Annotated in this window: 15 protein-coding genes; 6 read left to right on the top strand and 9 right to left on the bottom strand. The window is 70.9% G+C overall.

Annotated features, from left to right (window positions below; translation table 11 throughout):
- Window positions 1-64: 64 nt before the first annotated feature.
- The 6 genes from EDF47_RS07070 to EDF47_RS07095 all read right to left on the bottom strand — a co-directional run bounded on the left by EDF47_RS07070 (window position 65) and on the right by EDF47_RS07095 (window position 4,404).
- Window positions 65-343: a GlsB/YeaQ/YmgE family stress response membrane protein gene (locus EDF47_RS07070; RefSeq protein ID WP_123936825.1), complete on the bottom strand. Its 279-nt coding sequence runs from the start codon at window positions 341-343 to the stop codon at window positions 65-67.
- A gap of 96 nt (window positions 344-439) precedes the next feature.
- The gene (locus EDF47_RS07075; protein WP_111086323.1) at window positions 440-1,117 is read right to left on the bottom strand and encodes a FadR/GntR family transcriptional regulator; all 678 of its coding nucleotides are present in this window, start codon (window positions 1,115-1,117) and stop codon (window positions 440-442) included.
- Between the two features lie 87 nt (window positions 1,118-1,204).
- Complete coding sequence (locus EDF47_RS07080) at window positions 1,205-1,990, bottom strand: SDR family oxidoreductase (protein ID WP_131877423.1); 786 nt, start codon at window positions 1,988-1,990, stop codon at window positions 1,205-1,207.
- Window positions 1,990-2,859 (bottom strand): fumarylacetoacetate hydrolase family protein, encoded by an 870-nt coding sequence (locus EDF47_RS07085; RefSeq protein ID WP_131877421.1) that lies wholly within the window; start codon window positions 2,857-2,859, stop codon window positions 1,990-1,992. The genes EDF47_RS07080 and EDF47_RS07085 overlap by 1 nt, the downstream gene beginning before the upstream one ends.
- A 42-nt stretch (window positions 2,860-2,901) precedes the next feature.
- A complete protein-coding gene (locus EDF47_RS07090) occupies window positions 2,902-3,741 on the bottom strand; it encodes an amidohydrolase family protein (RefSeq protein ID WP_131877419.1) in 840 nt (279 codons plus the stop codon).
- Window positions 3,742-4,128: 387 nt separating this feature from the next.
- Complete coding sequence (locus EDF47_RS07095) at window positions 4,129-4,404, bottom strand: glutaredoxin domain-containing protein (protein ID WP_123340820.1); 276 nt, start codon at window positions 4,402-4,404, stop codon at window positions 4,129-4,131.
- A 49-nt stretch (window positions 4,405-4,453) separates the two neighbouring features.
- Between EDF47_RS07095 and EDF47_RS07100 the strand changes: the two genes are divergently transcribed.
- The 3 genes from EDF47_RS07100 to EDF47_RS07110 are packed head-to-tail and all read left to right on the top strand — an operon-like array spanning window position 4,454 to window position 8,069.
- A complete protein-coding gene (locus EDF47_RS07100) occupies window positions 4,454-6,142 on the top strand; it encodes an adenosylhomocysteinase (RefSeq protein WP_165932295.1) in 1,689 nt (562 codons plus the stop codon).
- Window positions 6,139-7,575 carry an amidohydrolase family protein gene (locus EDF47_RS07105; protein WP_347812841.1) on the top strand — a complete coding sequence of 479 codons (1,437 nt, stop codon included), beginning with the start codon at window positions 6,139-6,141 and terminating at the stop codon, window positions 7,573-7,575. The genes EDF47_RS07100 and EDF47_RS07105 overlap by 4 nt, the downstream gene beginning before the upstream one ends.
- A complete protein-coding gene (locus EDF47_RS07110) occupies window positions 7,572-8,069 on the top strand; it encodes a cupin domain-containing protein (RefSeq protein ID WP_235035774.1) in 498 nt (165 codons plus the stop codon). The genes EDF47_RS07105 and EDF47_RS07110 overlap by 4 nt, the downstream gene beginning before the upstream one ends.
- A gap of 42 nt (window positions 8,070-8,111) precedes the next feature.
- Here the strand turns inward: EDF47_RS07110 and EDF47_RS07115 are convergent, their stop codons facing one another.
- The 3 genes from EDF47_RS07115 to EDF47_RS07125 form a co-directional block, all read right to left on the bottom strand.
- Complete coding sequence (locus tag EDF47_RS07115; protein WP_123312089.1) at window positions 8,112-8,687, bottom strand: hypothetical protein; 576 nt, start codon at window positions 8,685-8,687, stop codon at window positions 8,112-8,114.
- On the bottom strand, window positions 8,684-9,316 hold the full coding sequence (locus EDF47_RS07120; RefSeq protein WP_131877415.1) for a hypothetical protein: 633 nt from the start codon (window positions 9,314-9,316) through the stop codon (window positions 8,684-8,686). Before EDF47_RS07120 ends, EDF47_RS07115 begins: the two co-directional genes overlap by 4 nt.
- A 143-nt stretch (window positions 9,317-9,459) precedes the next feature.
- A complete protein-coding gene (locus tag EDF47_RS07125; protein ID WP_131877413.1) occupies window positions 9,460-9,951 on the bottom strand; it encodes a hypothetical protein in 492 nt (163 codons plus the stop codon).
- 465 nt (window positions 9,952-10,416) lie between these two features.
- Between EDF47_RS07125 and EDF47_RS07130 the strand changes: the two genes are divergently transcribed.
- From EDF47_RS07130 to EDF47_RS07140, 3 genes are read left to right on the top strand one after another with little or no spacing between them, the layout of a single operon-like run.
- Entirely contained in the window at window positions 10,417-11,238 is an 822-nt protein-coding gene (locus tag EDF47_RS07130) for an ABC transporter substrate-binding protein (RefSeq protein WP_123293348.1), read from the top strand.
- Window positions 11,239-11,242: 4 nt separating this feature from the next.
- Window positions 11,243-12,121 (top strand): amino acid ABC transporter permease, encoded by an 879-nt coding sequence (locus EDF47_RS07135; protein ID WP_131877411.1) that lies wholly within the window; start codon window positions 11,243-11,245, stop codon window positions 12,119-12,121.
- Window positions 12,118-12,894 carry an amino acid ABC transporter ATP-binding protein gene (locus EDF47_RS07140; protein WP_123936818.1) on the top strand — a complete coding sequence of 259 codons (777 nt, stop codon included), beginning with the start codon at window positions 12,118-12,120 and terminating at the stop codon, window positions 12,892-12,894. Before EDF47_RS07135 ends, EDF47_RS07140 begins: the two co-directional genes overlap by 4 nt.
- Window positions 12,895-12,912 lie beyond the last annotated feature (18 nt).

Here is a 12,912-nt window from a genome sequence, read left to right on the forward strand (position 1 = left end):
CCGCACGGATGCGCGGTTCGGGGTGACTTTGGTTGTGCAGCGAGTCGTACCCGCCGAGACCTGCCTAGCGGGTCTTGGCGCTGCGACCCGAGAAGCGGATGTAGATGATCAGCACGATGATGGCGCCGATGATCGAACCGATGATGCCGGCCGGCTGGAAGAAGCCGTCCATCGGGTCGTGCTGGAAGATCAGGAACCCGAGGAACCCGCCCACGAACGAGCCGATGATGCCCAGCAGGATGGTCATGGGGATCGAGATGTGCTGCTTGCCGGGGACGACGAGCCGGGCGATGGCGCCGGCGATGAGTCCGACGATGATCAAGCTGATGATGAGACCGAGCACGGTTTCCTCCTCGTGGGTGCGGTTGCCGCGGCATGGTTGCCGGAGTCGGGGCCGACGACCGACACAACACCCACCCGGCTGCACGCGTTCTCGGTTTCAGTCGAGTGAGCGCCGCAACCAGCGCTCGACGCCCTCGACGTGCGACACCACGAGCGCCTGCACGAGCTGCGGATCCCGGCGTCGGATGGCGTCCACGATGGCGGCGTGCTCGTCGAGGGTGCGCTGCACCGAGCCGTTCTGCGTCAGTCCCCGCCAGACCCGCACCCGCACGGTCTTGCTCGACAGGGCGTCGAGCAGTCCGGACAGGTACTGGTTGCCGCCGATGCCCGCGATGGTCGAGTGGAACAGCAGGTCGTGCGCGACGAGGTCCTCGACGCCGGTGTCCTCGCCGACGGACTGCATCAGCGTGGCGAGCTCGTCGATCTGCTGCTCCGAGGCCCGCGCGGTCGCCAGGACGGCGGACGCGGGCTCGAGGATGCGGCGGACCTCGAGCAGGTCGACGAGGGACCGGTCGTGGTGCATGTCGACGACGAACGACACCGCCTCGAGCAGCACGCCGGGTTCCAGCGACGTCACGTAGGTGCCGTCGCCGCGGCGGACGTCGAGCACGCGGATGAGCTCGAGGGCCTTCACCGCTTCGCGCAGGCTGTTCCGGGACAGGCCGAGCGACTCGCTCAGTTCCTTCTCGGGCGGGAGGCGCTGCCCGGGTTGGAGCTCACCGCTCACGATCATCTGCTGGATGCGTGCGATCGCATCGTCGGTCAGCGACGCCACGTCACCACCTCCTGATCCCGGCCAGCTCGCGGACGCGAGCCGACAGGTCGACGATAGCCGGGCCTCCCGGTCGTCACGGCCCGACCATCAGGCGGGCCGCAGCCGGAGGGCCTGCATCCCGCCGTCGACGGCCAGGTCGACGCCCGTCGTGGACCGGGCGAGCGGGCTCGTCAGGTAGGCGACCGCCTCGGCGACCTCCTCCGCCTGCACGAGCCGGCCGTGCGGCTGCCGGGCCTCGAGCGCTGCGCGTTCGGCGGCCGGGTCGCCCGCGGTGGACAGCAGCCGCGCGACCCAGGGGGTGTCGGCGGTGCCGGGGTTGACGGCGTTGACGCGGATGCCCTCGCGGATGTGGTCGGCGGCCATCGCGCGGGTGAGGGCGGCGATCGCACCCTTGGTCGCCGAGTAGAGCGCCCGCTGGGGCAGCCCGGCGGTGGCGGCGATCGAGCAGGTGTTCACGATGCTCGCGTTGCCCGACGCCCGCAGGTGGGGGAGCGCGGCCCGCGACAGCCGGACGGCGCCGAGGACGTTGACCTCGTACACGCGGCGCCACTCGTCGTCGTCGTTGTCCTCGACCGTGCCCTGGGCGCCGATGCCGGCGTTGTTGACCAGGACGTCGAGGCCGCCGAGCTGCTCGACGGCGGTGGCGACGGCGGCGCGGACCGAGGCGTCGTCGCTGACGTCGCACGTGATGGAGAGGAACCCCTCTGCGGTCGACGGCTGCAGGTCGAGCACGGCGACCGTCGCACCGCGATCCCGCAGGGCGGCGGCGATCGCTGCGCCGATGCCGGACGCGCCCCCGGTGACGATGGCCCGGACGCCGTCGTGGCTGCCGGCGCTGCGAGCGCCGCCGGCGCTGCCGGTTGCGTCCGCCATCAGGCTGCTCCGACCGTCTGGCGCTGCGAGCCGAGCCCGTCGGCGGTGAGCTCGACGACGTCGCCGGGCTGCAGGTAGGGCGCGTGTCCGGCCAGCGCGACGCCCGCCGGGGTCCCCGTGCTGATGACGTCGCCGGGGTACAGCACCATGAACTGCGACAGGTACCGGACGATCTCCACAGGACGGAAGATCATGTCGGCGGTGGTGCCGTCCTGCCGGACCTCGCCGTTGACGGTCAGCCGGAGCGCGAGTGCCGCGGGGTCGAGGCCGGCGGCGGCGAGCGACCCGGGCGTCACCAGCCACGGTCCGAGCGGGTTGAAGGTCTCGCAGGACTTCCCCTTGTCCCACTGCCCGCCGCGTTCGAGCTGGAACTCCCGCTCGGACACGTCGTTCGCGATGGCGTAGCCGGCGATGGAGGCCTCGGCGTCCGCATCGGTCTCGCAGTACCGAGCCGTGCGGCCGATGACGATCGCGAGCTCGATCTCCCAGTCGGTCTTCGTGCTGTTCCGGGGGATCAGGACCTCGTCGTCGGGGCCGATCACCGTCATCGGGTCCTTCATGAACACGATCGGTTCGGTGGGGATGTCGGCACCGGTCTCGGCGGCGTGGTCGCGGTAGTTCAAGCCGATGCAGACGACCTTGCCGGGGCGGGCGATCGGTGCCCCGCGGCGCATGCCGTCGGCCCGGTCTCGGCCGATGATCGTCAGGTCGCCGGCGCTGCGGGCGTGGTCGACGCGGCCGACCGGGTCCGAGGCCAGGAAGGACCCGCTGATGTCACTGGTGATCGAGCGGAGGTCGAAGACCTCGCCGTCGGTGTCGATGGCCACGGGGATCTCGCTCCCCGCCGGGCCGAGTCGTGCGAACTGCATCGTTCCTCGCTCTCCGGCTGCGCCAGTGCAACCAGAAACATCCTATGTCTGCGTGGTCCTCGGGACAAGGTAGATGCGCGCCGCGGTGCCGCCGAAGACGGCGTCGTGCTCGGTCGTCGACAGGTCGGCGAGTGCGTCCGTCGTCCGCTGCACGACCGCCGCGTACCCGGTCGCCAGGGTCGAGACCGGCCAGTCCGAGCCGAACAGCGACCGCTCGGGGCCGAACTGCTCCACGACCTCGCGGGCGTACCGGCCGACCGGGCGGTCGCGCCAGTCCGGTCCGGCCTCGGTGAGCAGGCCGGAGACCTTGCACGTGACGTTCGGGCGTGCGGCGAAGTCGGCCATCCGTCCGAGCCAGGCCGGGTCACCCGTGTCGATCGATGGTTTGCCGGCGTGGTCCAGCACGAACGATGCGTCGGGGACGGCGTCGACCAGGGCCAGCGCGGCCGAGTGCTCTCGGGCGCGGACGAGCAAGTCGAACACCAGGCCGGCACCGGCGAGGGCTCGCACCCCGCGGGCGACGTCGGGGCGGCCGAGCCAGCCGGGGTCCGGCTCGTCCTGTGCCAGGTGCCGGATGCCGACGAGGCGATCACCGCCGGGGAGCGCACGGACGGCGGCGATCCGGTCCGCCACGTCCGGCGCGGTCAGGTCCACCCAGCCGACGACGCCCGCGACCGGTCGGGGCTGCTCGAGGAGCCAGGCCGTCTCGTCGGAATCGTGCACGGCCTGCACGACGATGGTCCGCGTCACGCCGGTGTCCTGCGTCGCTGCGCGGAGGTCGTCCACGTCGAACCGGCGGCGGATCGGGGCGACGGAGTCGTCCATCCAGGGGTACGGCCGGTCGGCGGGGTCCCAGAGGTGGTGGTGAGCGTCGATGATCACGCCCTCATGATGCCCGATTCATCCGATGTCCGCCCGGTGCTCGATGTGCTTGGTGCGAAAGCGACAGAAGTCGCCGCACCTGCCGGTCCGGTCCGCCAGAGCGACAGTGTGCCGCCGATGTTCGGCGGCACACTGTCGCTTTCGCGAAAGCGTCACCCGCGCCCGACGGCGACAGGTGGGCTCTGGACACGACCACGGCCGGGAGGCACGGTGCGCGTCGGGCGCGCACCGCGCCTCCCGGCCGGGTTGATCCCAGAGCATCCCGCGAAGGCGACAGATCTCGTCCCGTCGCACGGTCGGTGCCGCCAGCGCGACAGGCTGCCGCCGATGTTCGGCGACAGACTGTCGCTTTCGCGGAAGCGGCCGGCCGGCCGAGCCGCCCGCGGCTCAGACGGCGCCGGAGGCCTCGAGCTCGGCGCGCAGCTCGGCGTCGGACGGCTCGACGAAGTGCTTGCCGTTCGGCAGCACCACGACGGGGATGTTCTTCCGCCCGCTGATCGCCTCGGCACGGTCGGCCGCCGACAGGTCCTGCTCGACGTCGACGTACTCGTAGTCGACGCCGAGGGTGTCGAGCAGCGCCTTGGACCGGCGGCAGTCGCGGCACCAGTCCGCGCCGAACATCGTCACCTTGTCGAACACTTCGGTCGTGGATGCATCGCTCATGCCCAGAGAGTACGTCGGCGGACCCCCGCGCATTCCCTACGATTGGGGCATGCCGCCAGGACCCGACCCCGAGACGCGATCCTGGGCGTCGGCGGACGTCCGGCGCTTCGCCGCGGTCACGAACCTGCTCGTCGCAGCCCGTCGGTTCCGCATCGTCGGTGGCGACCCCCGCGACGCGTCGGCGCTGGACGGCCTGCTGACCGGCCTCGGTGCGCGCCCGGCCGCGGAGCACGAACCGATCGACCAGCTCTGGTGCCTCGGTTCCCCCGAGGACTCCACCCCCGTCATCGAGCGCGAGGCGGACCGCCCCCGCGGCGCCACGCTCATCGTGATCGACGCCGGCCGGCACCTGCCCGCGGTCGACGAGGACGCCTTCGGCCCCGTCGTCACCGCCCGCCCCGGCGTGCTCGGCGTCCCCATGCTCTCCGACGACGTCTTCCTGGTCTCCACCGGCCGCGACCCCGAGGACGACCCGGCCGCCGACGCCCGGCTGCGCTGGGCACGGCGCTCGATGCCCGTCTCGCGCGCGGTCGCCGCCGAACTCCGCGACGGCGGACTCCTGCGCGGCACCCGCATCGGCGTCGCGATGTTCCTCGAGCCGAAGACGGCGGTGCTGAGCCTGCTCCTCCGCGACGCCGGTGCCGAGGTCGTCGTCTACGCGCACGCCGACGAGACCGACGACGCCGTGGCCGCGTCGCTCCGGGCAGCGGGGCTCACGGTGCACGCGAGCAGCACGGCCTCGCTGCCGGAGCAGAAGGCGCTCGCCCTCGCGATGCTCGACACCCGGCCGCACATCCTGCTCGACGACGGTTCCCACGTCATCCGGCTCGCCCACCAGGAGCGTCCGGACCTGCTGCCGACGATGCTCGGCGCGGCCGAGGAGACCACGAGCGGCCTCCGACCCCTGCGCGTGATGGCGTCGCGGGGCGAGCTCGGCATCCCCGTGGTCGCCGTCAACGACGCCCGCACCAAGACGTTCTTCGACAACCGGTACGGCACCGGGCAGTCGACGGTGTTCGCGATGCTCGACCTGGTCGACGGGCTCCCGTCCGGTACGCACCGAGCGATCTCGGGAGGCGCGGCGGTCGTCGCCGGGTTCGGGCACGTCGGCGAGGGGGTCGCGTTGGTGCTCTCCGCCCTCGGGTTCCGGGTCACGGTCGCCGAGACCGACCCGGTGCGCGCCCTGCAGGCGCTGTTCGCCGGCCACGCCGTCGCACCGCTCGCCGAGGCGGTGCAGGACGCCGACCTCGTGGTGAGCGCCACCGGGGTCGCCGACACCATCGACCTGCGCGTGCTGCGCTCGTGCGCGGACGGGGCCGTCGTCGCCGTCGCGGGCGGGGTCGACCACGAGGTCGCGCTCGACGACGCCCGCGCCGCCGGTGCCGAACTGCGGCCGGTGGGTCCGAAGGCCGAGCGCCTCGTGTTCCCCGACGCCGAGGGCGGACCCATCGTGCTCGACCGCGGCGGCTGCATCAACATCACGGCGGCCGAGGGCAACCCGATCGAGATCATGGACCTGTCCTTCGCCGCGCAGCTCGGGGCCGTCCGCATGCTGCTGGAGCGCGGCGACGAACTGGAGCGAGCCGTCGTGCCCATCGATCCCGCGGTCGACGACGCGACCGCCCGCACGGCGCTCGCCGCGTTCGGAGCGCGCCCCGTTCCTCCCGGCCTTCCAGCCGAACACCCTGCGGACCGCGAGCCGGACGTCCGGACGCGCCGTTTCGGAGACCCCGCATGAGCGAGTCGCGCCCGAGCACCGCGCCCCCGAGCGCCACGCACCCGCGTGCCGACCACTCCGTCGTCGTGCACTCGGCGCGCGTCGTCGTGCCGATGACCGCGCCCCCGATCGCCGACGGTGCCGTCGCCGTGCAGGACGGCCGCATCCTGCACGTCGGCGACCGGTCCTGGGTCGTCGACCAGCTCGCCGGCTCGGGTGCGACGTTCACCGAACGGCAGTGGCGCGGAGCCCTCCTGCCGGGCCTCGTCAACGCGCACTCGCACCTGCAGTACACCGGCATGGCCAGTGTCGGCCGAGGCCAGTACAACGGTTTCGAGGACTGGGCGTCCGCGTTCAACCAGGACTACGCCGAACCGCACGACTGGCGGGCCGAAGCAGCCGCTGGTGCCGCCGCCTCGATCCGCGGGGGCGTCACGAGCATCGCGGACATCGTCACCGACATCGAGGCCTCCACCGCGCTCGAGGATGCCGGGCTCGGCGGCATCGCCTACTGGGAGGTGATGGACTGGGAGAACGACGCCTGGCAGTCGCACGGCCGCGACCAGGTGCTCGACGAACTCGCCCGGATCCCGACGAACCCCGGCGCCGGTCTGTCGCCGCATGCGCCGTACTCGCTCGAGGTCGCGCCCCTCCTCGAACTCCCCGACATCGTCCGGCAGCGTGGGCTCCGCCTGCACCTGCACCTCGGCGAGGCCGCCTTCGAAGGTGAGCGCATCGCCCTCGGACCGGTCCCCGGACTCGACGGCGTCGACGGCGTCGGCCACGGCAACGACTGGCACCTGGCGAACGTGCCCTCGTTCCGGGCGCTCCGGGCACTCGGGTTCGGGGCGAGCGCCACCGCGTTCGTCGACCGGCTCGGGGTGCTCGGCCCGGACTGCCACATCGCGCACGGCGTCTACATGACCGCTGCCGACCGGGCGCTCCTGCGCGCTCGCGGCACCGCAGTCGCACTGTGCCCGCGTTCGAACGCCGTCATCGGCCTCGATCCGCCACCGGTCGCCGACTACCTGCGCGAGGGCAGCCCGATCGCCATCGGCACCGACTCGCTGTCGTCGTCACCGTCCCTCGACCTGATGGCCGACGTCACGGCGTTGCACCGGATCGCCCGTGCTCAGGGGTACGGCCACCGCGACCTGCACGAGCGGCTCCTGTCGGCGGCGACGCTCGGTGGTGCGCACGCCATGGGACTCGCCGTCGGGCCGGACCGCATCGGCCACCTCGCCGTGGGGGCCCGCGCCGACCTGGCCGCCTTCGACGTCGATGCCCGCACCGTGCCCGACGCACTCGCCGAGCTCGTCGAGGACGGGGCCGGGCGTGCGTCCGCGACCGTCATCCGTGGGGTCGTCCGCGCCGTCGACGGAGCACTGACCGGCGTGCCCACGTCGTCGCCCGACCGCCCCGCTCGCCCTGTCATCCCTGTGGAGGAATCATGACCGAGACCGCACCCCGCCCCGGCATGGCCGCCCGTCGCACCGTCGACGGCGAACTGATCGAGTGGCTCGACGTGCCGAAGCGCGCCATCGCCCTCGGCATGGAACCGCACCCCGAGGGCGGTTGGTACGTCCGCACCTGGACCTCGCCGGCCACGGTGACGACGCCCGCGGGGGACCGCCCCGCCGCGACCCTGATCCACTTCCTGCTGCCCCCGGGCGAGGCCTCGGCCTGGCACCGGGTGACGAGCGACGAGATCTGGATGTGGCACGGTCCGGACACCGTGGAGCTCGAACTCGGCGGCTCCGGCGATGCTCCCGAGCCCGGCGCGCGGATCACCCTCGGGCCCGACGCCGGACGTGACCGGGTGAACGACGCACAGGCGTTCGTGCGCGGCGGCGTGTGGCAGCGGACGATCCCGAACGACGGCGAGGTGCTGCTGAGCTGCCTGGTGTCGCCGGGCTTCTCGTTCGAGGACTTCACGATGGCCGACTGACCTATCACTTGCGTGACCGCGGCGTCGAGTGGTGAAGGTTGGTCAGCGGATTGCTGCGTTGTCCCAGATGTTGCGCACGAAGCCAGCAACACGTGGAAGCAACGGGCCGGCCATGAGGGCCGTGGTTGCGAGCAGCGTTGCCGCCTGCAGGGCCAGGAACAACTCGAGCCACAGCGGCACGAACCCGCCCACCGCCCACGACACCGCCAGGATCGCCGTGAGCGACGACCCCACGCGCAGCACCTTCATCGGAGATCTGCTCCATGTGACGAGCGCGGAGGCCGCGAACGCCAGCGGCACGAGCGCGTGCAACGCGGTCGACAGCGGGAGCCACAGATCGGTGCCGAGAGCTGGCGACTGTGTCACGACGAACCCCGCCACGGATGCGGCGGCGACGCCGGGTGCGAGATCACGTCCACGCACTGCGAACACCATGCAGGCCGATCCACCGAGCACGGCCAACGCGACGAAGAACGCCGCCGCGCCGAAGCCGAACAGGTGGGAGCCACCGAAGCCGAGCAGGTTGTCGACGGACAGGACGGTGCTGCTGAGTGATGCGATCGTTCCGGTGGTCGCGACCGCGGTGCGCTCCGAAGCAGGCCTGGACGTGCTCGTCATGGGCTTCCCTCGACTGGACTCACGGTGGCGGCCACCTTCTCGTACGCGGTCGCGCACTTCGCCTTGAGGCGAGGACCGATCGGTGAGAGCGCTGCTACCCATCGCTCCGTGTCCGGGACCTTGCGGATGCGGTCCCTGCCGAGGCTGTCGACTGCTGCGTGCACTTCGGCAGTGACGGCCGGGAACAACCTGTCGTACTGGGCCGCTGTCTCGTTGCGCCCACTCGGATGGTTCACGTACCGCTCTCCCTCGCTCGCGACGAACTGCGTGCAGGTGGTGAGGTAGTCCTGCTCCGCTGTCAGCTTCGTGGGGGACCCGGCATCCCCGGCGATCTTCGGCGCGTCTGGAGGAGCGTCCAACGCCGCGACGATGGCAGGTGGTCCGATCACGTACCAGTTCTCACCGCGAGCGACGGCACGTTCCCCGTTGAACGTGTCGGCCCAGTCCTCAAGCGTCTGCGGAACGGACGCGGTGTGAGCGTAGGCGCGGACGAACGTTGCATCACCACCGTTGAAGCAATCGAATCCCCGCATCGCGTCCCAGAAGGCAAGGTCATCGAGCAACGCGTCGGCGTCGTCGCACGGCACGGAATCGCGGAGCTGATCAGCGATCGACTGCATCGAAGCCACGTCGAGCGCAGGCTCGTCGGGCCGGGGCGCCGGGCCGGAAGGAGCCGCTCGAAGTTCGCCGGATGCGCAACCCGACAGAAGAGCTGCGGCGACGCAGCTCGAGGCGATGACCCCGAGCCCGCGTCGCCGCATGCTGTGCCGTGTCACTGCCACTGCACGCCGGCCCAGCCGACCGCGGTGAGCCCCTTCATCTTCTTGGTGCCGGCAACATTGCCCCACGGAACGGTCTTCGTCTGCCCCGAGCCACAGCCGATCGCCGTCCAGGTGGGTGCGTGCTTGGAGTTGAACCCCTTGCCCCAGATGCAGGGGTTGGTGGTACCCATGTGCTTGTACCACTTGTACGGGGCCCGCGCTGCGGCGTTCCAGCCGATCACGTTGCAGCCGTTGACGGACTGGCCCATGACCGGTAGCACCGTGAAGGCGCGGTCCTTACAGTTACCGGACTGGGTCGTGGGGCCGTCGCCGACCATTACGACCTCACTGTCGGGATCAAAGCTCCCATCGACCACGACGTGCGGCGGGATCGCGGCCCGTAGGAGTTCATCGCTTGCATGTGCCGGGACGGCGGGTGCCAGCACTGAAGCCGCGACCGCGGTCGACACGAGTACAGCACAAAATGTGTTCTTCTTGGTCATCTCTCACCCTTGAGTAGCCGGTGAAGTGTTACCGGATGCACACATACTGCACGGCGACAGCGATCTAGGCAACCCGTCTCTTGGCCGGACGGGAAGTCGTTGCCGTGACCTCCCGCGTCGTCGACGTTGGGTTGGCATCGGAGGCTGATGCGCGACCGGCTGTGACTGCAGATCTCGGCTGATCGCCTGGTGCGCTCGGCACGACGCCGTCGTTCTGCGGGACAGAGCGGAGGAGGTCCAGAGCGCAGAAAGGGGGCGCCCCGTGCTGGGACGCCCCTTGATCTCAGACCTCAGCCGAGCATGCGCTCGGTTCAGCCCGCGTCGCCAGATTACCAGCCAGACGTCGACCCGTCGACTGGTGTGTGACACGAGACCGGGTCACGAGGAGCGCCCGGAGTCGCGTTGGTATCCCACCGCGAAGTACACTTCGACCTGCCCCCACCCCCCTCGCACGAAGGCCCGACCGTGACCCGATCCCTCCGCCTCACCCTCGCCGTCGCAACAGCCGCGGTCGCCGCCCTCGCCCTGACGTCGTGCGCCGCCGGCAGCGGCAGCAACGAAGACGGCACCGTCACCGACGGCAAGCTGACGGTCGCCACCGGTGAGCCGGCGTACTCGCCGTGGATCGAGGACAACAAGCCGGAGTCCGGCAAGGGCTTCGAGTCCGCCGTCGCCTACGCGGTCGCGAAGGAGATGGGCTACGCCAAGTCCGACGTCGTGTGGAAGCGCAGCACCTTCGACAGCGCGATCGCACCGGGCCCGAAGGACTGGGACCTCAACGTCCAGCAGTTCTCGATCGACGCGAAGCGCAAGAAGGCCGTCGACATGTCGAGCGCGTACTACACGACCACGCAGGCCGTGGTGACGACCAGCACCTCGAAGGCCGTCGACGACACGAGCATCGCCGCGCTCAAGAAGGACGCCATCGGCGTCGCCACCGGGTCCACGTCGATCGCGAGCGTGAAGAGCGTGCTCGGGATCACCCCGCAGGTCTTCAACTCGAACGACGACGCCGTCCTCGCACTGAAGTCGGGCCAGATCGACGCGATCGTCACCGACCTGCCGACGGCGTTCTACATGGCGGCAGCGCAGCTCGACGACGGCACGGTGTCGGCGCAGTTCCCGTCGGACGGCAAGGGCGACCAGTTCGGTTTCGTCCTGCCGAAGGGCTCGGAGCTCACGAGCAAGGTGGACAAGGCACTCAAGTCGCTGACGGACGACGGCACGCTCGAGGACCTGCAGACCAAGTGGCTCTCCTCGGAGACCAACACCCCGGTCCTGAAGTAACCGCATGACCGTGCCAGCAGGCGCCGGGACCCCGGTCGCCGCAGCCGCGCCGAGCCAGGTCGAGCTCGAACGTCGGCTCTACCGCCGGCAGCGCGGACGCCGGTCGATCGTGGTGTCGGTGGTGTCGACGCTCGTGGTGATCGCGATCGCCTACTTCGGCGTCGTGAACACCCCCGGCTGGGCAGCGGTCCAGCAGTCGTTCTTCGACCCGCAGACAGCGATCGACACGTTCCCGGACATCCTGCTGGGCCTCTGGCTGAACGTCCGGATCCTGTTCTTCAGCGCCATCGGCGTCGCCGTGTTCGGCACCCTGCTCGCAGTGGTGCGGGGGCTGCGGAACCCGGTCTTCTTCCCGCTGCGGATGCTCGCGACCGGCTACACGGACCTGTTCCGCGGCCTGCCGCTCATCATCGTGCTCTACCTGGTCGGCTACGGGATCCCCGGTCTCGGGGTGTTCCCGCGGTTGCCCGCCGAGGTCTGGGGCACCATCGCGATCGTCCTGACGTACTCGTCGTACATCGCCGAGGTCCTGCGCGCCGGCATGGAGGCCGTGCACCCCTCGCAACGTCTGGCCGCCCGGTCGCTCGGGCTCTCGCACGCCAAGACCCTGCGGCTCGTGGTGCTGCCGCAGGCGATCCGCAAGGTCACGCCGGCACTGATGAACGACTTCGTCTCGATGCAGAAGGACGTCGGCCTGGTGTCGATCCTCGGCGCGGTCGACGCGGTCCGTTCGGCGCAGATCGCGCAGGCGGAGACCTACAACTTCACGCCGTACTTCGTCGCGGGGCTGCTGTTCGTGGTGATCAGCCTGCCGCTGATCCGCGTCACGGACGCGATCGCGCGCCGCCAGCAGCGGCGCGAGCAGATCGGAGGGACCGTATGAGCGAGGTCGGCCAGGAGGCCCGTGGTGCGTCGGGTGCGGACGCTGCGGTCCTCGAGCTGCGCGGGTTGCGCAAGGCCTTCGGCGAGCACGAGGTCCTGCGCGGCATCGACCTGACGCTGCACCGCCACGAGGTCATCTGCGTCATCGGGGCGTCCGGCTCGGGCAAGTCGACCCTGCTCAAGACGGTGAACCTGCTCGAGGGCATCGACGACGGCGAGATCCTGCTGCAGGGTACCGACATCGCCGATCCCCGCGTCGCGGTCGACGGCGTCCGGGCGCGGATCGGCGTGGTCTTCCAGCAGTTCAACCTGTTCCCGCACATGCGCGTGCTCGACAACGTGACGCTCGCCTCACGGCAGGTGCACGGCGTCGGCCGGGCCGAGGCCGAGGCGACCGCGCGTCGGCTGCTCGAACGGATCGGGCTCGCGGAGTTCGCCGACGCCTACCCGGACCGGCTCTCCGGCGGCCAGCAGCAGCGTGTGGCCATCGTCCGGGCGATCGCGTCCGACCCCGAGCTCCTGCTGCTCGACGAGGTCACGAGCGCCCTCGACCCCCAGCTCGTCGGCGAGGTGCTCGACCTGGTCACCGAGCTGAAGCGGCAGGGGTCGACGATCCTGATGACCACGCACGAGATGCACTTCGCGCGGAACGTGGCCGACCGGATCGTGTTCCTGCACCGGGGAGAGGTCGTCGAGCAGGGCGTCCCCGCCGAGGTCCTCGACGCCCCGCAGCACCCGGCGCTGGTCGAGTTCCTCTCCCGCGTCCACGCCTAGGACCAGACCGGGCGACTA

The sequence above is a fragment of the Curtobacterium sp. PhB190 genome (assembly GCF_004365385.1).
In the GTDB taxonomy this organism is placed as follows: Bacteria; Actinomycetota; Actinomycetes; order Actinomycetales; family Microbacteriaceae; genus Curtobacterium.